General features: G+C 61.8%; 17 protein-coding genes and 3 pseudogenes. 7 read left to right on the top strand and 13 right to left on the bottom strand.

Annotated elements, in window-relative coordinates:
* Nucleotides 1-522: 522 nt before the first annotated feature.
* The 4 genes from ACVILI_RS33430 to ACVILI_RS33415 all read right to left on the bottom strand — a co-directional run bounded on the left by ACVILI_RS33430 (nucleotide 523) and on the right by ACVILI_RS33415 (nucleotide 3,331).
* Nucleotides 523-1,239: an acyl-homoserine-lactone synthase gene (locus ACVILI_RS33430; protein ID WP_240565321.1), complete on the bottom strand. Its 717-nt coding sequence runs from the start codon at nucleotides 1,237-1,239 to the stop codon at nucleotides 523-525.
* 83 nt (nucleotides 1,240-1,322) lie between these two features.
* Nucleotides 1,323-2,045, bottom strand: a complete 723-nt coding sequence (locus ACVILI_RS33425; protein ID WP_038655506.1) for a LuxR family transcriptional regulator — start codon at nucleotides 2,043-2,045, stop codon at nucleotides 1,323-1,325.
* 62 nt (nucleotides 2,046-2,107) lie between these two features.
* On the bottom strand, nucleotides 2,108-2,941 hold the full coding sequence (locus ACVILI_RS33420; protein ID WP_240565493.1) for an IS5 family transposase: 834 nt from the start codon (nucleotides 2,939-2,941) through the stop codon (nucleotides 2,108-2,110).
* A 105-nt stretch (nucleotides 2,942-3,046) separates the two neighbouring features.
* On the bottom strand, nucleotides 3,047-3,331 hold the full coding sequence (locus ACVILI_RS33415) for a hypothetical protein (RefSeq protein ID WP_038645292.1): 285 nt from the start codon (nucleotides 3,329-3,331) through the stop codon (nucleotides 3,047-3,049).
* 98 nt (nucleotides 3,332-3,429) lie between these two features.
* Here ACVILI_RS33415 and ACVILI_RS33410 point away from each other — a divergent pair, with 98 nt between their 5' ends.
* Nucleotides 3,430-4,806 (top strand): IS701 family transposase, encoded by a 1,377-nt coding sequence (locus ACVILI_RS33410; RefSeq protein WP_091586684.1) that lies wholly within the window; start codon nucleotides 3,430-3,432, stop codon nucleotides 4,804-4,806.
* Between the two features lie 108 nt (nucleotides 4,807-4,914).
* On the opposite strand, the pseudogene ACVILI_RS33405 reads toward ACVILI_RS33410, so the two are convergent.
* A pseudogene (locus ACVILI_RS33405) lies at nucleotides 4,915-5,863 on the bottom strand (IS5 family transposase).
* Nucleotides 5,864-5,935: 72 nt separating this feature from the next.
* Here ACVILI_RS33405 and ACVILI_RS33400 point away from each other — a divergent pair.
* A pseudogene (locus ACVILI_RS33400) lies at nucleotides 5,936-6,444 on the top strand (transposase); the annotation flags it as partial.
* Nucleotides 6,445-6,630: 186 nt separating this feature from the next.
* Here the strand turns inward: ACVILI_RS33400 and ACVILI_RS33395 are convergent.
* The 8 genes and pseudogenes from ACVILI_RS33395 to ACVILI_RS33360 all read right to left on the bottom strand — a co-directional run bounded on the left by ACVILI_RS33395 (nucleotide 6,631) and on the right by ACVILI_RS33360 (nucleotide 13,483).
* Complete coding sequence (locus ACVILI_RS33395) at nucleotides 6,631-6,987, bottom strand: ATP-binding cassette domain-containing protein (RefSeq protein WP_457102816.1); 357 nt, start codon at nucleotides 6,985-6,987, stop codon at nucleotides 6,631-6,633.
* Between the two features lie 31 nt (nucleotides 6,988-7,018).
* Nucleotides 7,019-8,194, bottom strand: a pseudogene (locus ACVILI_RS33390) (ATP-binding cassette domain-containing protein); the annotation flags it as partial.
* 147 nt (nucleotides 8,195-8,341) lie between these two features.
* Complete coding sequence (locus ACVILI_RS33385; RefSeq protein ID WP_038655104.1) at nucleotides 8,342-9,331, bottom strand: hypothetical protein; 990 nt, start codon at nucleotides 9,329-9,331, stop codon at nucleotides 8,342-8,344.
* Nucleotides 9,328-10,467: an ATP-binding cassette domain-containing protein gene (locus ACVILI_RS33380; protein WP_051727005.1), complete on the bottom strand. Its 1,140-nt coding sequence runs from the start codon at nucleotides 10,465-10,467 to the stop codon at nucleotides 9,328-9,330. Before ACVILI_RS33380 ends, ACVILI_RS33385 begins: the two co-directional genes overlap by 4 nt.
* Nucleotides 10,436-11,458, bottom strand: coding sequence for a cysteine peptidase family C39 domain-containing protein (locus ACVILI_RS33375; RefSeq protein ID WP_091586490.1), 1,023 nt, complete (start codon nucleotides 11,456-11,458; stop codon nucleotides 10,436-10,438). The genes ACVILI_RS33380 and ACVILI_RS33375 overlap by 32 nt, the downstream gene beginning before the upstream one ends.
* Nucleotides 11,442-12,572, bottom strand: coding sequence for a radical SAM family RiPP maturation amino acid epimerase (locus ACVILI_RS33370; protein WP_457102797.1), 1,131 nt, complete (start codon nucleotides 12,570-12,572; stop codon nucleotides 11,442-11,444). The genes ACVILI_RS33375 and ACVILI_RS33370 overlap by 17 nt, the downstream gene beginning before the upstream one ends.
* Nucleotides 12,521-12,973, bottom strand: coding sequence for a hypothetical protein (locus ACVILI_RS33365; protein ID WP_457102796.1), 453 nt, complete (start codon nucleotides 12,971-12,973; stop codon nucleotides 12,521-12,523). The genes ACVILI_RS33370 and ACVILI_RS33365 overlap by 52 nt, the downstream gene beginning before the upstream one ends.
* Before the next feature lie 147 nt (nucleotides 12,974-13,120).
* The gene (locus tag ACVILI_RS33360) at nucleotides 13,121-13,483 is read right to left on the bottom strand and encodes a Nif11-like leader peptide family natural product precursor (protein WP_091586492.1); all 363 of its coding nucleotides are present in this window, start codon (nucleotides 13,481-13,483) and stop codon (nucleotides 13,121-13,123) included.
* 1,066 nt (nucleotides 13,484-14,549) lie between these two features.
* Between ACVILI_RS33360 and ACVILI_RS33355 the strand changes: the two genes are divergently transcribed.
* From ACVILI_RS33355 to ACVILI_RS33335, 5 genes are read left to right on the top strand one after another with little or no spacing between them, the layout of a single operon-like run.
* Nucleotides 14,550-16,655, top strand: a complete 2,106-nt coding sequence (locus ACVILI_RS33355; protein ID WP_038654607.1) for a multicopper oxidase family protein — start codon at nucleotides 14,550-14,552, stop codon at nucleotides 16,653-16,655.
* Nucleotides 16,642-18,639, top strand: coding sequence for a tyrosinase family protein (locus ACVILI_RS33350; protein WP_091586498.1), 1,998 nt, complete (start codon nucleotides 16,642-16,644; stop codon nucleotides 18,637-18,639). The genes ACVILI_RS33355 and ACVILI_RS33350 overlap by 14 nt, the downstream gene beginning before the upstream one ends.
* A 42-nt stretch (nucleotides 18,640-18,681) precedes the next feature.
* Nucleotides 18,682-21,327: a LodA/GoxA family CTQ-dependent oxidase gene (locus ACVILI_RS33345; RefSeq protein WP_091586496.1), complete on the top strand. Its 2,646-nt coding sequence runs from the start codon at nucleotides 18,682-18,684 to the stop codon at nucleotides 21,325-21,327.
* A gap of 2 nt (nucleotides 21,328-21,329) precedes the next feature.
* Nucleotides 21,330-21,746: a hypothetical protein gene (locus ACVILI_RS33340; RefSeq protein WP_240565417.1), complete on the top strand. Its 417-nt coding sequence runs from the start codon at nucleotides 21,330-21,332 to the stop codon at nucleotides 21,744-21,746.
* Nucleotides 21,727-22,836, top strand: a complete 1,110-nt coding sequence (locus ACVILI_RS33335; protein WP_051726966.1) for an NAD(P)/FAD-dependent oxidoreductase — start codon at nucleotides 21,727-21,729, stop codon at nucleotides 22,834-22,836. Before ACVILI_RS33340 ends, ACVILI_RS33335 begins: the two co-directional genes overlap by 20 nt.
* The last annotated feature ends 23 nt before the right edge of the window (nucleotides 22,837-22,859 follow it).

The raw sequence follows: 22,859 nt of genomic DNA, 5'->3' as shown, positions 1-22,859 counted from the left end.
GCATTAGTACCGATTTAGCGGCCACAACAGGTAATCATGGGGTCAATGCCGGCAATTGCTATCGAAAACTATATCCCTCCAGCCAGCTATCCTGAAGAACGAAGGTGAAGCACGCTCGGCGTGCGTTTACCAGATTCCTCGCGCTAGCACCGCGTTCAAATCGCGGACCGTTTGGCGGCGCCATCGGTGCCTAGCAATCCCCGTGAACGGCAGTGATAGTTGCGGCTACCGCGTCATACCATCAAAACGCGGCAAACATCGGATTCGGCCGGTGGCGTCGGAAGAGCCAGCGATTTAGGATCTGTTCTCTCCGGCCAAGGATCGGGAAGCAGCAACGCCTCGCTTGCCGTGGCAAAGGACATCGGCAGCTTCGCAAGAATCGCCGCTGCAGCGCGGCCGGATCAAAGATGAGTATCACGTCGTCGAAATCGAATTCGCCAAGGGGAAATCCGATCAAATATGTCGAATACTCAGCTTCGCTCTTGATCTTATTCTTGGGCAACGACCGAGATTCCTCCGAATCTACGTATGAACGGGAAGTTCGGCGAGTCGGAATTGATCCGACACACTGTTCCTGTTTTCAGCCTCTAGTATTTGCGAGGAATTATTAACCGCAACGAATGGAATTTGAACTCCACGACGAACAAGCAACGAGTGCTCTATCCTGAGGATTTCGCGAACACTCGCTAGCGCCGCCTCATTCACCTCGATGTAAGCGACGATGTACCACTCGCCATTTTCCTCCAGCGCCATTCCCATCGGCTCTGCCCGCCACTTCAGCGCGCCGTGGTGAGGCATGAAGTAAGTTTCCTGAACGCCGCCCACCGCGCTGAGACCCTCGTTTAGGGCGTACTCCATTACCGCACAGCACAGTTGTGTCAGCGTCCCTCGCAGCCCGGTGGAGCGTTTGTCGGGAACGACGAATGTGCGGGTCCATTCGGCCCAGTCGGCCCGCCTAGGGACGCCGGACTTCTCACACATATGGGGAAAAATCTCCGAGACCATATGGGGCTCGCTCGTTGGGCTTAGTCGAGCCGAGGTCACGACGCGCCCGCCTTCAATGCCGAGCAGATAAGTTGCCGCATCCGTATCGAACTGGTCGAGTTCGCGACCATCTGGACTCGGAGGACGCCAGTGTTTTTGATGCACGAAGAAATCGTGCCGACGGCGCAAAAACTCGTCAAATTCATTCTCGTAGAGGTGCTTGTTTTGCGCGTTGACTACATGAGCCGCAATCATAACGCGATCCCCAATCGTTCTTTGGGGGAATGATTGCAGCAATGCTAAAATCCGTCACCTGTCCGATCGGACAGTTGACGGATTCAAGGATGGATCAGGCGCCTGCGGACTGCTTCGACAATGGCTTGCGTCGTCGTGGCAACACCAAAAGCCTCGCGGGCCCTCGCTGCATGCCATTTTACAGTTCGCTCGGCAAGGCCGAGGATCTGTGAGGTTTCCGATGAGGTCTTGCCGGCCGCGGCCCAAAGCAGCACCTCCTTTTCCCGGTCGGTCAGAGGGCCATCACCGTCTTTGTCGTCGTCTGAAAGCGCCTGGACGATCATACCGGCATATATGGCCATCGTCACCAGTTGCGCCTGCTGACGACGCGGAAGCTCGCAAGACTTCGCTGAAGAGGCAAATGACAGAACGGACTGCCAATGGTGAACGCTCAGCATCGGCACAGCAAAGCCGCTCCGGATGCCAAACTCCGTCGCTTCTCCTGCGACGCGCCGCGATGCTTCCGTCTCCGACCATTTGGCCGGAACCTCAGACCAAAGGAACGGCTTCAGTGTCTTTGCTGAATATATGCATACACCATCTACGGCGGCGTGCTCGGCTTCCACGTAACGTTCGAACCACCCCCTAGGCCAGCCGTTCAATTCTATCATCGGTGCGAGCTTCTGGCCACCCAAAGGCACGCCGCTCAAGATTAGATGCTCGAACCCGAGCTTTTTTGCAGCGTTAAGCAGATCGCTCAAAAGCGACCCCGCTGTTGCATGGTTCCTGCAGCGCTCGACAAAGTCGAATACATCTGAATCGATCATGCCAGAGGTCTCCCCCGCACAGTCCATCTGTAACTCATCTTAGAGTCGGACTCGAAAAGAGGTCAATGATAGCAATATCTTGAGAGACGGCGCGTGATGAGGCGTATGTGGGCGATCATGATCCACGCCTCGGCGGAAGCGACGGATTTCTCGAAGTCCTTCGCCAGCCTTCTGCATCTGCCGAGCCATGCGAAGGTCCGTTCAACGACCCATCTGCGCGGTAGAACCTCGAAGCCCTTTGCCTTGTCGGATCGCTTGATGATTTCCAGTGTCCAGTGCCCGATTTTCCGCAGTCGCCTTTTCAGCTTGTCACCCGCGTAGCCGCCATCGGCAAAGACATGCAGCAGCCAAGGCCATCTTTGGCGGATGGATTTCAAGAGGTCCGGAGCACCGTCCCTGTCCTGAATGTCAGCGGTATGGACCATGAGACCGACCATCAGGCCGAGCGTGTCGACAAGGATGTGACGTTTGCGTCCCTTGATCTTTTTTCCGGCATCATAACCCCGAATGCCGCCGCTTTCGGTGGTTTTCACGCTCTGGCTGTCTATGACGCCTGCCGTCGGGCTGGCCTCTTTGCCTTCCAACTCGCGTGCATCCATCACGAGATGATGGTTGATCCGGCTCCACAGACCCATTGCTCTCCATTCGTAGAAATAACGCTGAACGGTTGAACAGGGCAGGAAATCCTTCGGCAGCATACGCCACTGGCAACCCGTCGAGGCGATGTAGAGCAGCGCGTTCAACACCTCTCGCAAATCTGTGGTGCGGGGACGCCCGACACGTCGCGCCGCTGGCAGAAAGGGCTGCACCAGGCTCCATTCACGATCCGTCAGATCGCTTGCATAACGGGTCGCGCGCCGGGCATAGTGCCGACGGGTGATTTCAGTCCAGGCCATCGTGAGCTCCATCGAATCTTTGCAAATCCGACGGAAATCACAACCTATTGAAATCACCCACTTCTTTTTGAGGCAGTCTCTGAGCTCGACTTTGTACGTTTTTGGTCAGGTCCATGTCCAGAAGAGGCTGTTGGTTGCGATGTGGCTGAGCGCCTGATCGAGGGGCAGGCTGCAGCCTCCCATATCGTCGATGTCTTCCCATTTTCGCCGGTGTGACCAGTAGGCGATTTTGACCTCATCGCCTCTGCCGATCGGCTTGAGACGGGCGATCGGCACCTCGGTTGCCAGCAGGTACAGGTGGTAGGCACCTTTGTCCTTGTACCAGCCAACGCCGCCGCCATTGGCCTGGTCGAACGCTTCGATGCGCAGGGCTATGTCGTCCTTTTCCATTGTGCAGTCATAGCTGCCGCAGCCCTAGTCAGGTCTGATTCACTTCGCCGCACGGTCATTGCCTTGCAACATGTGCTGGCCGGGATTCGAAGCATGGGATGCTGCACCATCCCAACGCCGCCGTCAGCGATGCCGTTCCTCAGATCCTGCGCCAGTGGCTCCAAGAGTTGCGCACCTGTTTCACAGCGCCCAGTTGGGAACATGTCCTTGTTCTGGTCATGGGAGCTTTGCTGGCGCCGGGCAAGCGGACCGTCAGCTCCTGCTTGCGCATGACCGGCAGGGCCGAGGCCGCCAACTTTGCAAGCTACCACCAAATCTTCAACCGAGCCTGCTGGAGCCCCCGTGCCGTTGCCAGGCGATTGCTGGGCCTCGTGGTCGAACGGCTCGTGCCCGATGGCCCCATCGTCATTGGCATGGACGACACCATCGAACGCCGATGGGGACGCCGGATCAGCGCACGGGGCATCTACCGGGATCCAGTGCGCTCCAGCCATGGCCATTTCGTCAAAGCCAGTGGCCTGCGCTGGTTGAGCTTCATGGTGCTGACCCCGGTGCCATGGACGAGCCTGGTAAAGGCCTTGCCGGTCCTGACCTTGCTTGCCCCATCCGAGCGATCCGACCATCAACGTGGGCGGCGCCATAAGCTGCTGACCGACTGGGCGCGGCAGGGCGCACTGCAACTCTGTCGCTGGCTGCCAGGGCGCCGCGTCATCTTCGTAGGCGACAGCAGCTTTGCCGTCCATGAACTGGCCCATGCCATCACTGCCAGGGCAACGCTCATCAGCCGGCTGCGACTGGATGCCAGCCTGTTTGCGCCACCGCCAAAGCGGACCACGCGCACCCTCGGCCGGCCAGCGCAAAAAGGTCCAGCACTACCAAAGCTCAAGACCCTCCTGTCCAACCCCGCCACGACTTGGGCCAGGATCATCGTGTCCGCCTGGTATGGCCATGTCGACGGCAAGACGCTCGAGATCACGTCTGATACCGCCTTGTGGTACAGGCCCGGTACCCCGGTAATGCCGATCCGCTGGGTGCTGGTCCGGGATCCCGATGGTAAACGCGCGCCCCAAGCCTTCTTCAGCACAGACATCGCCCTCGAGCCCGCCGACATCATCGCCCTGTTCGTCCGCCGCTGGCAGATCGAGGTCACGTTCGCCGAGACCCGCGCCCACCTTGGCGTTGAGACCCAACGGCAATGGTCCGACAAGGCCATTGCACGAACCACCCCAACATTGCTCGGTCTCTACACCCTCGTATCGCTATGGGCCTGCGATCTGCTCACCAGCACCACCACCCCATACGCCGCAGCGTGGTACCGAAAAACCAGCCTGACGTTCAGCGATGCCATCGGCGCAGTCCGCCTCGAAATCTGGATCGGCGATATTAATCAACACTCCCCGCCAAACCGGGAACGACAAAATATCCCGCCACAACGCATCCTGCGAATGGCGCAAGCACTATGCTTCGCCACCTAAACGTACAAAGTCGAGCTTAGGCAATTCGAATATACAAGAGCAGGTGATATCGAGGGCGTTGGTGCGCGGATATGAAATCTCACGCATTTCGATCATTAATGTAGTTGGTTATGCCTGCGTGACTTGACGCCGGATAGACTGCGGGCGTGCCCATGCCAGCATGCGGTTGAGAACGATGCAAGCGTGCTCGCAGGCGCCGTCTGATCAGCCCCTTGTATCGTCCGATGGCTGTTTCGCTCAGCGCCCGCTTGCCGTAGCCGGAGGCTGCCTGCCATTTCAGCCGACCGTCGCTTGCGATTGCGGCAATGTGCTTGTCCCTTTGACCAGGCGGTCCGCTATCACCGCTTTCCACCGCCGTGGCACGCGGTGGAATGACGATGTTCGCGGTTGCGCTGTGCTGCAGGATAGACCGATAGGTTGGCTTGCCGTCATAGGCTCCGTCGGCTGTGAACTGGTCGATCTCGCCGTCGATCTGATCGAGCAGCGGTGCCACCTGGGAAGGATCATCCGTGTCCTGATCTGTCAGCCTTTGGGCAATGATCGCGCCACTTTTGGCATCCACTGCCAGATGCAACTTGCGCCAGTTGCGACGTGATCTGGTGCCATGTTTCTGCTCCAGCCATTGCCCGGCGCCGTAGACTTTCGATCCCGTGCTATCGACAAGCACATGCAGCGGGCCATCCGGCAGCGGCGGGTTTCGTCGGGCTGATGGCTCCCACTTCTGTGCCCGACGGCTCAGCGTCGTATGATCTGGAACTGGGACTTTCAGCCCCATGAGATCCAGCAGCGAGTGGAGCAACCCCTCGGTTTGGCGCAGCCGCATTGCGAAGACGCAACCCAGCGTCAGCGCTGTCTCAATGGCGAGATCGGAATACCGGGCTTGGCCGCCGCGGGTCTTGCGTCGCGGAGCGCGCCATCCCGCCAGTGCCTCCGGCGTTACCCATAAGGTCAGGCTACCACGCCGGCGCAGACCTGCTTCGTCGTCACGCCAATTCGTCACCCTGAATTTCATCTTTCCGACGTGATGACGACGATCGGCGTTGTGTTTGTACGGCATAGCACTCGCATCAAGCTGATTTCGATCCTGCCTGCCTATCGCCAAACCGTTGACAAAGGATCCATGCACCAACGCTTCTCGAAAGCCAAGGTCGCCGAAGAGGGAAAGGCGCAGCAACGCGACATCGCCATTCCCGCCTTCGGCTATAAGAACCATGCCTCGATTGATCGCAGGCACGGCTTCATTCGGGGATGGAACGTCACGAGCGCGTCAGCCTATGACGGCGCGCAGCTTCGCAATGTGCTCAACCGCGGCAACACCGGCTCGACGGTGTGGGCCGACACGGCCTATCGCTCGAAAAAGAACTATAGGAGTGGCTGGAGAAGAACGGCTACGTCTCTGACATCCACCAGAAGAAGCCGAAGGGTCGACCGATGAGCGAGGCGATGTCGCGGGCCAACGGGCGGAGATCGAAAACCCGCGCATTCGTCGAACACGTCTTCGCGCAGCAGAAATCCAGGATGGGCCTGTTCGTGCGCACCATCGGCATCGCCCGCGCCAGGACGAAGATCGGCATGGCCAACCTTGCCTACAATCTCACCCGCTTCGTCTGGCACCAGGGGCGAACTGCGCCCGCATGACGGCGAAGGCGGCGCAAACCGCCGACGCAACGCCGAAATCGGCAACCGTATCCATCTCAACAACCAAATCCAAAGCGATCGCCGTTCATCAGTCCACGCAGAACATCAGCGCGGCCCTACCGGTCCGCGAAACGCCGGTAGTTCGAGGTCTAGCTGCCACGAGCAGCGGCACACTTCCTTTTTATTTTAGAGAAGCTGGCGTTGTGCGAGCTGCTTGAAGAGCCGCCCCTTTTGCAACAGCTCGAGATAACTGCCGCTTTCAGCTATGCGGCCGTCATCGATAACGTAGATCAGGTCGGCAGACTCCAGGGTTGAGATCCGCTGAGCGATGACAACCCGTGTGCACTGGAGGCTGCGCAGATTGTCCATGACGCGGCGCTGCGTGACATTGTCGAGCGCGCTGGTGGCCTCGTCCATGATCACGACGCGCGGTTTGCGTGTGACAGCGCGCGCAATCAGCAGCCGCTGGCGCTGGCCTCCGGAGAACGTCACGCCGCCCTCGGCGATGGCGGTGTAAGCCCATGGGGAGATTCTTGACCACATCATCGAGGGCGGCAATACGCAGCGCCTCCATTGCCTCGTCTTCGGAAAGCGGGAGGCCGGCTGCAATGTTGTCGTAGATCGAGCCTGCTAGCAGGCGGCCGTTTTGCAGCACGACGCCGTATTGACGCCGCATATCCTGGAGATCGACGAAGCGGAGGTCGGTACCGTCGAGATAAATATTGCCCGACTCGGGGACGTCGAAGCCCAGCAAGAGCCGGATGATGGACGACTTGCCAGCGCCGGATGAGCCGACCAAGGCGACAAAGCGCTCGGCCGGGATGCGCATCGACAGGCCCTTGAGAACAAGGGGCGCGTCCGGCGCATAACGGAAACGCACGTCGCGCAGCTCGATCACGCCGCTCAGCTGCGAGAACCGGCTGCCCTGACCGATCCGTTCCTCCTTCGCCTCGAGGATCGGACGGACGCGCTGAAAGTAGGGTTGCAGCATGACGATGAACAGCGACGCGCGGGTCAGCGACATGACTGCGCTGACGAACTGGCCAAGAGCAACGTTGAAGCTCGCAAACTCGGCGACCGACATCAGCGGCGTATACGGACGTGGGTCGTTCGTCGAGCGGAAGAAGGCGAACAGGTTTCCGCTGTGCGCACCCAGAACAACCAGCACGACCACGGTCAGCATCGGTCCGAAGCCAGATCGCAGAATATGGAGACGATTGCTCAGGATGCTCTGCCGCAGGCTGAGGGTCACCGTGCGGCGGTAGGTGCGGAGCCAAACGAGGAACGCCTCGCGCTCGGCGCCGGCTACCCGCAACTTCGCGATAGAGCCCAGCAGCTGCAGGACAGTGCCCTGCTGCTTTCCCGACAGCTCGAGCGATTCGAAATTGTAGCTCAGGATCTTCTTGCCGATCAGATAGGCAACGCCCGCGAACAGCCCCGAGACGAGCACCACTAGCAAGGTCACGCGCCATTCGAAGTAGAGCATCAGGCCGATACTGAAAATCATCGACACAGCGCCCGAGAAGAACGTCATGAACGATCGGCTGATCAGCTTACGGGTGACGTTGATGCCATCGGCGCGACTGGCGAGGTCGCCTGCCGTGAAGCCGCGGAAGAATGGCGCCTGCAGGTTGAGGAGCTTGATCCATACAGCCGTCTGGATGCGGTTGTCCGCGCGCGCCTCCAATCTCAGGCCGCTCAGCGACTCCACGAGATTTGTGCTGGTCATGCCGAGCGCCAACAACAGCAGCAGGCCGCTGAATGATCGGGTCTAGCAGCCAGCCGAGGGCCATCGGGGAGGCGAGTGAGAAAAGGCCGGTCAGAACCATCGTGGCGATGGTGGCGAGCACGTCGGCACGGCAGTTATGCAGGCCGAAGCGCAGGATGGGCCAACCGGTTAGCCTGCCTCAGGAAGCGGGATGTAGAAGGCGTAGGCGGTGCGGTTGATCTTTGCGCCGGTCTTGGCATCCACTGGCTGCGGGGCGCCACGGCTGTAACACAGGTAGCGATTGCCGGAGCGGATCAGCGCGCAGGGGGCGGATTCCGGTCCGACCGTCCCTAGAAGCGGGCCGAGGTCGTTTTCCCACCAACGGTCCGGCAAGATCAGTGCCCGATACTGTAGGTGGTTGTCCCGGGCGACCTCATCGATGGCCCGGGCCAGCGGGGGTGGCGTGATCTGATTGCGACGTCGCGACAGCGCCGGATGGCCGAGCGCGCGTGCCACGCGGGCAACGATCGTGCCGATCGTCTCGGTTTCCTCACTGTCTTCGACCGTCGTTTTGATGCTTATCAGGTCAACGAGGTTGCCCAATTCCGTGGCGAAATCGCCTTCCGCCGTGAGGCGTGCCGCTTCATGCGCCGCGGAGTTCTGGGCAAGTTCCCCTGCACGGCTGGCGATAGCGGCCCTTACGGCCGTTTCGGTAAGTGCCAAGCCCGCGTCTTGGCGGGACGGCCCGGTCTGCCATCGGGCCAGCAACGCAAGCCAGCCGCGCTGGGCCTGTTCGAGCGCGGGTCGGGCCTCTGCGTTCGACGCAAGCTCCCACAGCGCCTTGCGCGTCGTCTCGACGATCTCAGTGTCGGCTGATGGCACGCCGATGAAGCGGAACTCATCGCCGGCTGGCAGGGAATCGATCAGCCCACCCGCCTCGACTGACAGAAACGGGTACCGGCCGTACCTGTCCACAAGAAATACTTCGACGGATCCCGAAAGCACGAGCCATATCCGGTCCGCTGTCGTGACATCGAGCGTGTTGTTTCCGCCCACGATCCGGCGCTGTTCGGCAATGCCCAGCGCCAACGCGAGCGTCGATCCGGGTGCCTTCCAACTCAGCGTTATGATCGCATTGAGCAGGGCGCTATTATTCAGGAGGACGTCGACGATGTTCATCCAGCCCTCACAAGGCCGGCATAGACGCCGTTGGCCGCCTTGAGCTTTTCATGCGTGCCTCGTTCGACAATGGTGCCATTCTCGAGCACGAAGATCTGATCACAGTCACGAATGGTACTGAGCCGCTGAGCAACGATAAGGCATGTCATGCCCCTCAGCCGCATGTTCTGGTCGATCTGCGCTTCGGTGACGGCATCGAGCGCGGCAGTCGCCTCGTCCAGCACCAGAATCCTCGGGTTGCGGGCGAGGGCGCGGGCAATCTCGAGGCGCTGGCGCTGGCCTCCGCTCAGATTGGTGCCCCCCTCGGTCAGCATGCCCTCATATCCGCCGGGACGTCCCAGAATCGTTTCGTGAATACAAGCGTCCCGCGCCCCGCGCACGATCGATGCCGGGGTGGTAGCACGATTGAACAAGGCGAGGTTGTCTTGAATTGTGCTCTCGAACAGGCGGATGTCCTGATCCACCCAAGCGACGTTCGAGGTGAAGACGTCGCGGGGCAGCTCGGCAACCGGGCAGTCATCGTAGAGCACGCTTCCCGAGCGCGGCGTGTAGAGACCGAGCAGAAGATGAACCAGAGTCGACTTGCCGCTGCCGCTGCCACCCACGAAGGCGACGCGCTGCCCCGGCTCGACCTTCAGGTTGATGTCGTGCAGTACGGGTAAGTCGAAGGCGCCGTAGGCAAAACTTAGGTCACCTACCTCGACTCGCCCGGAGAGTTGTTGGTGCGGTTCCGCAGCCGGTGCTGTCGTCTTCGCCGGATGCCCCTCGATCAGCGGATCGCTCTTCGCCGCAAGGATGTCCTCGAGCCGCGCCCAGTGGCCCTTTGCCTCCTGAAGCTGAAGGCTGAGGTCGACGATCTGCTGCAAGGGGCTCATGAAGCTGCCGAGAAGCATCTGGAACGCCAGTAGTCCACCTATGGTCATCTCGCCCCAGATAATCAGGACCGCGCCGAAGCAGAGAACCGTTGCCGTCATGATCTGCCCGATCAGGGTCGGCGCCGCCCCTAGCCACAGGGAGATGCGTTCGCGCGACTGGAACTGGTTCACCGCGCGCGCCTGGTAGCCCGACCAAATACGGAAGAAATCCGACTCGGAGCCCATGGCCTTAATGGTCTCGATCGACTGAAGGCCGGACATCGCGGCGGCGGCTATTTTTTGCGCTGATATTGAGGATGACTATGTTGCCGTCCTTCAATCTGCGGCGCACAAGTCCGACAGCAGCGACGTTGCAGGCCACCAGCAAAATCGAGACGATGGTGAGTGGCAGGCTGTAGACCGCCATCACTCCTGCATAGACAATCACCATTGCGAACTGGGCGGCCGCGGTCGGCAGGGGACCGGAAACCAGAATGGCAAGCTGATTGGCCGAGTGCGCGCGGCTGACGATGTCGCCGTGCTGGCTCTGCGTAAGGAACAGCAGTGGGAGGCGCAGCACGTGCCAGAGGAAGCGCGCACCGATCATCACTGCCAATTTCAGCTGTAGACGCATCAGCACGCGTTGTTGCAGCCAAGTGACGGTCGCCGCCAGTGCGACTGCAAACAGCAGGGCCACGATGATGGGAAACAGCCAGGTGTCGAATCGGCGTACCAGGACCTCGTCTACGAACACTTTGATGAGCGCAGGGAGCAGAATCGACGGCAGCGCAAGCATGACGGTCGTGGCCGCCATCACTACGAGCGCGGCTCTTGACCCAGATGTCCAGCGGAACAGGGTCCGCAGCATACCCTGCCTGTAGCCGCCTGGTTTGAAATCGGGTCCGCGCTTGAACTCTAGCGCGACGCCCGAATAGTTTTCGTAGAATTCTTCGTGACCGACGATGCGTCGGCCGAGGGCCGGGTCGTTGATTCGCACACCGCGACCTGACCGGCCTTCGACGACGACGAAGTGGTCGGCCGACCAGTGGGCGAGGCGGAGCATAGGCAGGACATAGACCGAAAGGAGTTCGAACTGCCCTGAAGGCCCTGGCACGGCCAGGGCAAGTCCTGCGGTCACGTCGGTTGTGCGCGCCGCGACGCCGCGGACCGTGGATGCGAAACGGCTTGTCACCACGCTCCACACTGCCGGATAGGTAAGATGCCGCACCTCCTTTAGGCTGACGTAGTCCAGTATCTCAAGGCGAATCGGCATGGTCGACGCCCGTGCGGGAGGTCGCGTGTTTGGCCGCTTCGATGCGGCTCGTTATCCCCTCGCTGGTCTGCCAGGCAAAGCGGTCGTCTAGGTCCTCTTCGATCACCCCCGCCGCGTACAACTGGTCTAGCAGATCGGCGACTGCAAGAGCGCTCGCTCCGTCAGCTATGACGCGCACAACCAACTCCGACGCTGTGCAGTCGCCGCACGCGATTAGATCGCCAACGGAGATCGGAGCGACGTCGTCGAGTATCCGGTGTTCAATGTTGCGTGAGCGGAGGTGGAAGTGCAGGTTCCCGGCCTCGTATTGCAGGTCTCCGCGGAAGCGGATCGGCAGGTTCGGAGGTGGGCTCTCGAGCATATGCTCGTCGATGATGCTCTGGAGCCCCTCCCGGAACTCGTCGGGCGTCCTGAAGAAACGCTCATCCAGGATGCGGTAGCCGAGAGGCCAGCGTTTGCTCCCCGGTACCGGCGTCACCAGCTGTACTCGTCCCCGCGGCATGTTTACGAGGAAGCCGGAAACGCAGGCGATCGTCGTGTGATCGCGCTCCAGCAACGCGATTGCATCGTCGTTGTTGGCTGCCCTGAGTTTCTCCTTCCGCTCGCGCGCGCGCCCGGCGAACGCTTTTGCGGTCAGCGCCTCCTTGCCCTGCAGGACGAGTTCGACCCCCATCAGGTCCTCGGGCGAAAACGCCTCGTGAATCAGATTGAGGTGGTTCGTGCTTAGGACGGAGAAACGATTTGTCACGCCACGGTAGCGTTTGAACAGTTCGAGCACGCGCCTTGTGAGTGCCTGATCCTTGAGCGGGGCGGCCGTCGTCGTTTGTGGCAATGCGCCCGTGATTTGATAGTAGTCGAACAGAAAGCGGTCGTAGTCCGGGTTATCGATCGGGTCCGTGGCCCAGTAGCAGAAGCCAGTGCGGGCTGCCGAACCAAACATCTCGCACGCGACACCAACCACGCCGCGCCAAAGCTCGGCATGCTCCTCGCTATATTCATAGTAACCCTCGAAGCGGTCGGCCGACAGGCCGCAGAACCAGCAACCGACGGTGCAGCCTTCGCTCAGCTCGAAAGCGATGACGGGGTGCGTGACCGACGCCGCCGATCCGCCCAATTCGCCGTTGCAGCGGCGGATTGGCGCTCGCGCCACGCATGGAAGCGAGGGTTGACCGTCGACATTTCGCCCTCGTCGCGCAGGATGTCGCGATGGCGCAACATCTCGCGCATATACTCGCCCCACATCACAGCCAGCGGCCACGACGCACACTCCGGCTTGAAGCGGTATTTCAGGTAGCTACCGCGCCAGAGCGGCAGCATCTCCATCGGGTCGACTTCGATGCCGTAGCGCTCGGTTACCGTTCGAGGGTTATCGACGTTCTCCGAAAGCGCACTGCGGAACGCCATGTCGCCGACCAGGCGCTCCATGAAGCGCTTGATATGGGCCAGCGTGCGAAGCTGTCCGGGGGTGCGTCGGTCAAAGATCTGTCGGTAGTGTTCGGCAGCAGTGTGCGTCATGACGTTACGGCAGCCCCCTCGAAGCGAGTTTCGCAGGCCAACTGCCAAAGGATCCCATGATCGCTCCTCACGAGTGGCCTGATTTTAAGTTTTCTTCACACGTCTAATCGAGTATCGGTGGGTGCGCTCAGACCATAAAGTGCGTGGTCAGATCAGGACCGCAGCGACGACTACAACGGCTTCGGCTGCCTCTGCGACAGTCGTCGCTACCTCCGCTGCCTCCACAGCGGTGGTAGCGACCGCAGCGGTCTGCACAACCTTGGTCGAGGTCGCAACGCTCGAATGATGATGCTTGCCGCCGACGATCGCATCGAGCTGCTTATCGGTCAACTCTTGTGGGCTTCGCGATTGAATGTAACTCTTAGCCTCATCGAGTGTGAAATTGTAGCCGTGGTTCTTTCCGATCGCCACAACCGATGCGAGACCCGTAGCATTCGGTTTCACCTTTTCGAGCAGACTGTCGTCTTTCGCCAGATCGTCGACGAATCGCTCTACCTCAGCTCGCGACATAGTTAATCCCCCCTGCCTCGGCACGCTGCGCCTGCAGCTGTTCAGCCATCTTCAGTTGCTGCGAGCAATTCAGTACTTCTGGGCCAATTGCCATCGTCATCTCCGTCGGTTGTGGGGAAAACATCACAACGGCTTCTCGAAAATTCACCGTGCAAGTGACGTACCATTCTGAGGACGTAGCTGCGCGCTGATACTCAATTCGGGCGGGCGCACCTTTGCGTCGCGCTCTTTCTTCTTTTTTGCAAACATGAGGCAAAGAGGGCAATTCCTCGGCTTTTTTTGACGGACCTGTCGATGATGCGGCAGATGCTTGACGGCGATCCGCAATTTGGACGGCCGATTGACGGCGCGCTCAATTGTCCGATGTACGGCGATGTCGGATAAGTGACATAGCTGTGTTAGGGCTATCGTGTTGCTTGAGAACGATTTCTCCTTTGGCACGGTACATGCGTAGTCCTCTACAAGGCGCATGGACTGAGGAGAAGTCGTCCGATGATCACGCTCACCGGAAACTCAGACGAGGTTAAGGCGGAGCTGCGATGCTGCCGGAGACGATATATGCAGACGTGGGGGCTTGCCGGGCACTTTGGAAAGCGACTGTGGGCGCGGTTGCGCTGCGGGCCGCTGCGTGGCCCGGCGCCAGAGGCGGAAACTGTCCAGCTTGGTGTAGAAGGGATGGAGATGGCATGTCGGTCTTCTCCGATGCGCGCAGGCGATTGCCAACCAGGCGATCGGGATAGGCAACGACCTGCAGCGCGAACGATCTCCCTCCAGCGTGTTTGTTGGCAGTGGTTATGCTTGCTATCAGCTGCGCTCAGCTGGCAATTTTGCTTTCGGTGAAGATCGAGTGACTGGATTGGTCGATCGCGGATCGGCATCTTAGCCGATTAAAATAGAATGAGAGCGAAACGATTTAATAGTGCGTATAAGAAAGTTCTAAAATTCGTTCGCACAGTTGTGGTGGAAGTAAATGCCAGATTTTGCGGCTTTGCAAGCTAGACAGATCTCAAAATCTGGCGCACTATCTTTTCGAAATACAATCTCGAGCTGATATGTAGGGGGACCCATGATGCGTCGTGGATTGATGGTTCGTGTGCGATTTCTCGCGGGTGTTTTCGTCAGCAGTCTGGTACCAATCGCAGTGCTGCCCGCGGCGGCCGAGATCCTCAATCCACCGGTGTTGCAGGATGACCGCGCGCCGATCGCCAAACCTGCTCTGACGGAGCTCGCACCCGCTGCGTCGCTCCCCGGCAACACGCTGCCGGTTCGCGGCGACCGCCTGCTCAATCTCAAGATCGAGTATATCGACAACCAGATCTACAACCTGTCCACTGGCGGCTACGACAAGGTCCATTTGCGCGGCTACACCGGCAAGGGCGTCGATCCCAAGGCTCCTTATGTCTCGCCGACGATCGAGGCAGTGCCGGGCGACACGGTGCGCGTCACCCTCGACAATCAGTTGCCGGCAGGGCCGCAGCCCGGCGACCCCGGCTGCATGCCCGGCGGCCAGATGCCCGACATCCCCCACTGCTTCAACGGCACCAATCTGCATACTCACGGGCTGTGGGTAAGCCCGTCGGGCAACAGCGACAACGTGCTGCTGTCGATCAACCCGCAAACGCAGTTCACCTACGAATACAACATCCCGTCGGACCATCCTTCCGGCACGTTCTGGTATCACACCCATCGCCACGGCTCGACGGCGCTGCAGGTGTCGAGCGGTATGGCCGGTGCGCTGATCATCCGCGGCAACCGCTTGCCGACCCCGACAACCCATGGCGACATCGATACGCTGATCCCAACCTCGGCGATCCCCGAGCGGGTGCTGGTGATGCAGCAGATCCAATATGCCTGCCGCGCGCCGGCGGCCAAGCCCGGAGAACTCGGCCCGATCAAGCAGGACATCAACGGTCATTATTTCTGCGATCCGGGCGATGCCGGCGGCATCGAGGGCTATGACCAATTCGGGCCGGGCACCTGGCCGGCATCGGGGCGCTATACCTCACTCAATGGCAAGGTGTTCAATTCCAACGACCCCTTGAAGGCGACGCAGGGCCAGGTCGAGCGCTGGCGCATGGTCCATGCCGGCGTGCGCGACACGATCAGCCTGCAGTTCTTCAAGGTGCTTGACGGCAAGCTGAAGCCCGGAGTGAAAACGCTGCTCAATGCCGACACCAACGCAGCGTTCATCAAGGATACGTGCAGCACCACGCCGGTGCCCTATACGCTGGTCGCGGCCGACGGGCTGACGATGGCGGCGGCGCAGCCGACCAAGCTTGCAACCTTCCAGCCCGGCTATCGCTTTGACGCGCTGGTCGTCTTTCCAGAAGCCGGACGCTATTGCGTGATCGACTCCTCGGCGCCCAAATCAGGCGTGGTCAGCGGACTCGATGTCGGACCGCAACTGCTCGCACTGGTCGACGTCGCGCCGGGAACGGCGGTCGACAATGTGGAAACCTACGTCAATCGCAAGCTGGTCGCCCTGGCCGAGGCCAACATGCCGGCGAACGTCAAAGCGACGGTGGTGGCCGATCTCAAGGCCGGAATGAAATTCACCAGCTTCACGCCGCATCCCGACGTCACCGACGACGAGGTGAAGGGCAACGGCACGCAGGAGCTGACCTTCTTCATCGACACGACGGGGCCGAACACCAAGTTCGAGGTCGGCAACACGCTCAACACGGCCGACGTCAAGCCCTACGACCCGACCCGCATCGACCGCTCGCTGCCGCTGGGCAAGGCGCAGGAATGGACGCTGCAGTCGCACTTCGTCAGCCATCCGTTCCACATCCACGTCAATCCGTTCCAGATCGTCTCGATCATCGATCCCAACGGCAAGGACGTCAGCGCGCAGGGCGCGATAGACGATGCCGGCGGTGAGCCCTACGATCCGCAATATGCCGGGCTAAAGGGCGTGTGGAAGGATACGCTGTGGATCAAGAGCCTGATCCCGCAATCCCTGCCGGCCGGCTTCTCGGGCATCTACACGATCAAGGTCCGTACCCGTTACGAGCGCTACATCGGCGAGTACGTGCTGCACTGCCACATCCTCGATCATGAGGACCAGGGCATGATGCAGAACGTTGCCGTGGTTCTGCCTGATCAGGTGGGCGACATTACCCAGAGCGGCGCGATGCAGATGCAGATGGATGGCCACGATGGCCACAAATAAGGCGCAGCCAATGCCCGCCGCGCCGTTCACCTGGAGCGATGTGGAGGCGATCCTCGCCACGGCCGGGGGCACCGGGGGAGTCGGCAGCCTGACGGGACTGACGCTGCCGGAGTTCCTGGCACTGCAGCTGCACGGGATGCCGCTGATCGCGCCGCTCTCGACCACCTGTTGCGGCACGAGCGATGCCAAGGGGCGCGGCGCGCGCTCGGCGCTGATCCGGGGCTTGCGCGGACTGCCGCCGTTCGACGGTAAGCAGTTCCCTCGCCTGCCCTGGGGCGGGACGGCGGTCGCCGACGAAGACATAGACCGGATCGAGACGTGGATCGAGGAGGGCTGCCCCGGCGCGTTGATCGGTTCGATTGCGCTCGCCAGCGAGGTCAGCGTGGCGACCGAGGCGCGCATCGAGGTGAAGGGGATTGCCGGCCCGGTCTTCAGCGCGGCGTCCGATCCGGCGGCTTGGCGCTACGCCAAGGGCGAGCTGCGGCAGCGCATGGACGTCGATGTGCTGGACGACGCGCAAAAGGAGCGGCTGCGCTATGCCTTTCGTGAGCTCTACAAGCTCAACAAATGGGTCGGCGACAAACGCAGCTACAACAATCTGGCCTTGATCCACCAGAACCACTGTCAGCATGGCTGGGAACGTTTCCTGCCGTGGCATCGCGTGTATCTCTATGAATTCGAACAGGCTTTGCAGGATTTCTGCCCGGATGTGACCATGCCGTGGTGGGATTTCCCGGCTACGCGCTACAAGCCGGAGGATCCGGCCAACGGCGCCATCCTTCCCGATGCGTTCAAGGGTTTCCTCACCGAGTCCTCTGTGCGCTCCCTGCGCGATCACGGTTTCCCGGCCAAGATCGGCACGCTGGCGGGTCAGCTGTGGGCCAATCCGACGCAGGCCTATGACGCGGTCAGCGGCGCCTGCGGCAAGGACTATGTGGAGGGAGAGAATCGCAAGCGGTTGATCGACGCGCTGCTCGAGGCCAATTCGCTATGGTATCCGCTGCGCTATTCCAGCCAGTTCGGCAAAGGCACGATCAACACCGTCATCCACTATCATTATCCGGCACAGGAGGACATCGACGAGATCCTCAGCCTGCGCACCTTCCGCGACTTCGGCGGTGGCAGCCTCTACGTCGACAGCTTCGGCTTCCTCGACCAGAATCCGCACAACACGATGCACATCTGGACCGGCGGTATGAACCCTGCGTTCAAGACCAGCGCGCCCGCCGATCGCAACAGCGCGGTGCGCGTTGCCGGACGCAAGTTCCACCAGCGCGACGACCTCTACTCCGAGCCGCAGTTCGGCGACATGTTCTCGAACCTGACCGCGTCCTACGACCCGATCTTCTGGCCGGTGCACGCCAATATCGACCGGCTCTGGTGGCGCTGGCAGCAGGACCATCCCGACGGCCTGCCCGCCGATCTCGATTCCGCGCTGACGCCGTGGAGCTACGCGGTGCGCGATACGCTCGACATGAACCGCTTCGGCTATGAATATGTTCGTGGCGGATGCCTCATGCCGGTCGGGCTGACCAGTCCGGTCGGACGCTTCGTTTCGGCGCCGATCGCGGTGCCCGAAGCGACCAAGAGCTTCCGCTCGGCGGAAGTGCGGCTGCACCGCGTGCCGCAGCTGCCGCGCTCCTGCTTCATCCGTGTGTTTCTCAACACGCCGGATGCCGATGCCAGCACGCCGCTCAACCTGCCGGGTTATGCCGGCTATGCGGCAATCTTCGGCCACGGCGAATGTTTTGGCGGGCCCGGGCATTGCGAAATTCCACCAGCGGAGAACCGCAAGTTCGATCTACGCGAGCGCAGCATGAACACGCCGCGCAACCACCGCATCGATGTGACGCGCGCGGCACGCCGGCTGATCGCGGCCGGTGCCACCAGCCTGACAGTAAGCTTGGTCGTGATCGGCGCCTCCTATGAGGAGGACCGCGAGTTGCTGCGGCTGGACGGGGTCTCGCTCAACTTTCTCGATTGAAAACACAAGACACGGCCGGCGCAGGCACCGAGGAGAAATCAAATGGCCGACCCAACAGTCTATTGTATCCACCCGGCCGTCGGCATCGCCCGGCTCGGCGACAGCCCCGAGGGTTTCTGCATCTCGCCGGAAAAGCCGGCGCAGTTGCCGATCGAATGCGATGCCAACGGCAATGCCGCGAAAGACGACGCGCCGATCAAAAACTTCAAGGACAGCAAGGGCCGCATCAAGCGCCAGGCCGCGCGTTTCCAGATATTCGTCTATGACGCGGTCAATCCACTGGGCAGCCCGCTGAAGATCGGCGACCATGTCGAAGGTGGCGGCAATCGCGGCAAGCTGGTCGACATCCAGTGGCGCGTTCAGCTCGCCAACAAGAAGGCGGCATGGTTCACGTTCGACGGGCTGCGCGGCGAGGCGGGTTATGCCGCCGACGCGCCGTTGCGCAACGCCGGCATCACCGATCCCGTCGAACGGCAGAAGCTGATCATCGACGCCGGCCCGCAAGCCGTCGACTGCACCGCGCGGCGCAAGGCGAGCTTCGGGCGAGACACCAACTCGGCCTATGCCGTCACCTTCCCGCCGACCGGGATGGCGCCAAACGACATCGACACGCTGGGCGAAATGATGACCGACGACAGCGGACGGCTGCTGCTGCTTGGCGGGCACGGCAACAGCGGCTCGTTCCTCAGCGGGTTTGGCCATCCGCGCATCGAGACCTACGCCAACAGCGACGGCTGGTTCGACGACATTTCGGACGGGCCGGTGATGGCCCGCCTGGTAATGATGGAGGAGCGCGTCCAGGCGCTGCGCTACATCGATGTCGAATATCCCGCCTGGGTGCTGGTCGGTTATCCGCGCTACGCGCCTGAAGTGCTCGACATGATCACGCTGGAGGATGTGGTCGAGGACATGTCGATCCGCGAATTTGCCTATCGCACCGACATGTACGGTACCGCCGGAACGTTTGACGCGCCGCAAAAGATCGATCCGACCGACACGGCGGCCTTGCTTCACTGGCAGGCAGGACTGGTGGAGTGGAACCCGGCCTATCGGCCGTGGTTCTGGCGCGACATCTGGCCGATCATTTTCCGCGCCGACGAATTCTCCTATTTCGCCAACATCCTCCAGCAATCGAACTTTCCGCACAACCAGTCGAGCCGGGGCACGTTCGATCCCTATCGCCTGTGCATCCCGCCGCGGGTCGCGCCGCGTGCGCTGGCGCAAAAGGAAGGCCGCGCGAAAGACGATCATGTCGGCGGACGGCTGCTCGAGGCAGTGGTGGAGCCGAGCCTGATGCTGCTCGATGCAACGCAGGCGCCGGGCGCGGCTGACGATGCCGTGGTTGGCGATGCCGCCGCCACGCTCAAGGCGGCAGCGGCGGCTTTCACCGCCGCGGTCTGTCCGCCTGGCGATGGTGAGGCGCCGCGCACCTATGCCACTCGCTGGCAACAGGTGTTCGCCGACAACGACACGGTGGCCGAGCCCGCCTATGCCGAGGCGCGCAGCGTATTCGACGCGGTGGTCGCCGACGTGATCGCGCGCATCGCCGCGGCCGCCTCGCCACCGCGCAAGCGGATGCTGAAGCTTGCCCGGGCCTCGTCGCGGCAGGAGCCGGGCGAACCGGACCGGACCACCGATCCGGACGAGCCGATCGAGGCTGCGCTGCGCCGGCTGGCGTTCGAATACCGTTCCGGCCAGTTGCTTGACCGCGCGCTCACTGCCGCCGCGAAGGATGCCACGACCGATCCCGGCCGTTCCGCGCGGCAGTATCTGTTCGATCTGCTGCGTAAGCCCGGGGAGGAAAACCTGTTCCGGCTCGACGCCAATCCGGCGACGCGTACCTATCACCTGCCGCTGATGCCGCTGCTTGCCGGCGACAATCCGATCACCAACAAGACGGTAAGCAAGTTCCTGCGGCTGACCGACACGCAACTGTTCCTGCTGCGGCAATGGGCTGCGGGTATCTTCATTGACGAGGTGGATGCCGGCTTCACCCCGGCGATCGATCCGTGGCAGCCCTACAAGGACTGGAACGTGCCGGGCGGACGCGGTCTCGACAAGGGCGTGCTGTCGAACGGGCTCGGCGGCGCCTTCTGCCCGGGTGGTGAAGTGACTTGGATCATCCGCAACCCGGCGATCTGGCGCGAGCCCTACCGGATCAAAGCCGACCCCGAGTGGTACAGCTTTGCGCTGACCGCGGCGCAGGAGAACGCCAATCGATGGGGAGCGGGCGTCAGCGAGGAAGGCTATATCGCCTATGCCTCCGACCCGCTGTCGCAAGGCAGCGACCTCGATGTGGGATTGCAGCCCGGCGACCTGACCAAGCTCAGCGGGCTGCCATGGCAGGCCGATTTCAACGAATGCTCCACCCAGACGATCGACGTCACCTACGAGGAATGGAACGTCCTCTATCCCGACAGTGTCGGCAACACGCTGATGGAGCGCGAGCGGCGCGTGTGGGAGACCTTGTGGTGGCCGGCGCATCGACCGATGCAGGCCTACTACCTCGCTGGCAAGGACTTCCAGTTCCGCAACTGGGCGCGCGGCATTCCGCAGACGCTTGCCGGCGACCTCAAGATGGTAACCGAATGGTCGAAGCTCGGCTTCATCGTCCGTAATCCCAGCGGCAAGCTCGACCAGCCTTCACCCCAGAAAAAATACATTTGCGTCGAAGATTCGGGAGAATGACCGTGACCAATCCGTTTGTCGGCAACTGGACCTATCGCAGCTTCAACAACGACCCCGACCTCGGCAAGGCGGCCAACGACCTCTTGTTCGGCGAAGGCACGCTGGCCATTGCGGAGCAGTCCGAGACCGAGCTTTCGGGAACGATCGGCGGGCCGGGATGGTCGCTCGATCTGCGCGGCAGCTTCGGCTACGGGTCGCCGATGCAGGTCCGCTTCCAGGGCAAGGGCGTGGTCGGCGGCGCGCAGTGGATCTACGACTATATCGGCTGGCTAGTACCCGTTTGGCCTGATAGCACCGACCGGCTGGAAGTGCCCGCGATCGTCGGGTCGGTGGTGCGCACCATCCCCCATTCGGGCGACGGCGGCAGCACGAACCCGGCAGGGGTAGTGGCATCCTTCTATGCCGTCCGAGCAGGCTGATTTCGTCGTCGTTGGCGGCGGCCCGGCGGGTGCCGCGGCAGCGCTGAGGTTACGCCACCACGCTCCCGGACGGCGCGTGGTGTTGTTCGAGGCGGGATGGCACGATCGGCCAAAGCCAGGTGAGATGTTGGCTGCGGTGGCGCAGGGGCTGCTGCGCCAGCTCGGCGTCTGGACACCGTTCCTTGCCGCAGCCTTCGTGGACAACCGCGCGGTCGTCTCGGCATGGGCTGGCGAGGCGCTCGACGAGCGGCACAGTATATTCTCCGCCCAGGGCGGGGGCTGGCAACTCGACCGGGCACGGTTTGATCAGCTCCTGGTTCAGGCGGCAGCTGCAGCAGGGGCGCAGGTGCGACTTGGCAGCGCGGTGCGTTCGGCGGTGCGTGAAGGCCAGGGCTGGCGGCTCAAGTTGACCGATGGGGACGTCGTCGCCAGCGCCGTGATCTGGGCGACCGGCCGGAGCTGGAGGCTGGCGCGATCCTTCGGCGCGAAGCTTCGGGTGCACGGCCACCTCGCGGCGTATACCCGCTTCTTCGAGCGCGCGCCAGGCGATTGTCGAATGGTCGTCGAGGCGCGCCCCGAGGGCTGGTGGTACAGCGCCGACTTGCCCGACCGACGCCGGGTGGTGGCGTGCCTGACCGATCCTGACCTCGGCAGCGAACTGCGGGACCCGAAATCCTGGTACCGCGCATTAGCGGCAACACAGCTAATCGCACCGCTCCTGCCTCCTGGCGCGCGTGAAACTGCAACGCTGGTGAAATCGGCGGGAACGGCCACAGTCGATCCAGCCGCGGGTGAGCGCTGGGTGGCAGCGGGCGACAGCCTGTTCGCCGCCGATCCGCTCTCGTCGCGCGGGATCGTGCATGCGCTGCGCTCAGGCATCCTCGCCGCCTATGCGGCGTCGGACATGGTCGACGGACGTGACGAACTCGCGCGCACGCGCTACGCGATGATCGCCTCGCAGGGCTTTGCCGACTACGCCTCCGCGCTCCCTAATCACTATGCCGCCGCCGCACGGTGGGACACAGCTTTCTGGCAGCGGCGTCGGCATCAACCCGAAGAGCGCGCGGCGTATCAAGAGCGCGGCGCATGAATTCACCACGGACGTCGAAGGCC

Source organism: Mesorhizobium sp. USDA 4775 (assembly GCF_054062655.1).
Note: the sequence above shows the minus strand (reverse complement) of the source record. Positions and strands in the feature narration are given on the sequence as shown.

Coding starts and splice junctions, on each gene's coding strand:
- ACVILI_RS33430 (WP_240565321.1), bottom strand. CDS start 1,239: ATGATTGCGGCTCATGTAGTCAACGCGCAAAACAAGCACCTCTACGAG.
- ACVILI_RS33425 (WP_038655506.1), bottom strand. CDS start 2,045: ATGATCGATTCAGATGTATTCGACTTTGTCGAGCGCTGCAGGAACCAT.
- ACVILI_RS33420 (WP_240565493.1), bottom strand. CDS start 2,941: ATGGCCTGGACTGAAATCACCCGTCGGCACTATGCCCGGCGCGCGACC.
- ACVILI_RS33415 (WP_038645292.1), bottom strand. CDS start 3,331: ATGGAAAAGGACGACATAGCCCTGCGCATCGAAGCGTTCGACCAGGCC.
- ACVILI_RS33410 (WP_091586684.1), top strand. CDS start 3,430: ATGCTGCACCATCCCAACGCCGCCGTCAGCGATGCCGTTCCTCAGATC.
- ACVILI_RS33395 (WP_457102816.1), bottom strand. CDS start 6,987: ATGTGGTCAAGAATCTCCCCATGGGCTTACACCGCCATCGCCGAGGGC.
- ACVILI_RS33385 (WP_038655104.1), bottom strand. CDS start 9,331: ATGAACATCGTCGACGTCCTCCTGAATAATAGCGCCCTGCTCAATGCG.
- ACVILI_RS33380 (WP_051727005.1), bottom strand. CDS start 10,467: ATGTCCGGCCTTCAGTCGATCGAGACCATTAAGGCCATGGGCTCCGAG.
- ACVILI_RS33375 (WP_091586490.1), bottom strand. CDS start 11,458: ATGCCGATTCGCCTTGAGATACTGGACTACGTCAGCCTAAAGGAGGTG.
- ACVILI_RS33365 (WP_457102796.1), bottom strand. CDS start 12,973: ATGACGCACACTGCTGCCGAACACTACCGACAGATCTTTGACCGACGC.
- ACVILI_RS33360 (WP_091586492.1), bottom strand. CDS start 13,483: ATGTCGCGAGCTGAGGTAGAGCGATTCGTCGACGATCTGGCGAAAGAC.
- ACVILI_RS33355 (WP_038654607.1), top strand. CDS start 14,550: ATGATGCGTCGTGGATTGATGGTTCGTGTGCGATTTCTCGCGGGTGTT.
- ACVILI_RS33350 (WP_091586498.1), top strand. CDS start 16,642: ATGGCCACAAATAAGGCGCAGCCAATGCCCGCCGCGCCGTTCACCTGG.
- ACVILI_RS33345 (WP_091586496.1), top strand. CDS start 18,682: ATGGCCGACCCAACAGTCTATTGTATCCACCCGGCCGTCGGCATCGCC.
- ACVILI_RS33335 (WP_051726966.1), top strand. CDS start 21,727: ATGCCGTCCGAGCAGGCTGATTTCGTCGTCGTTGGCGGCGGCCCGGCG.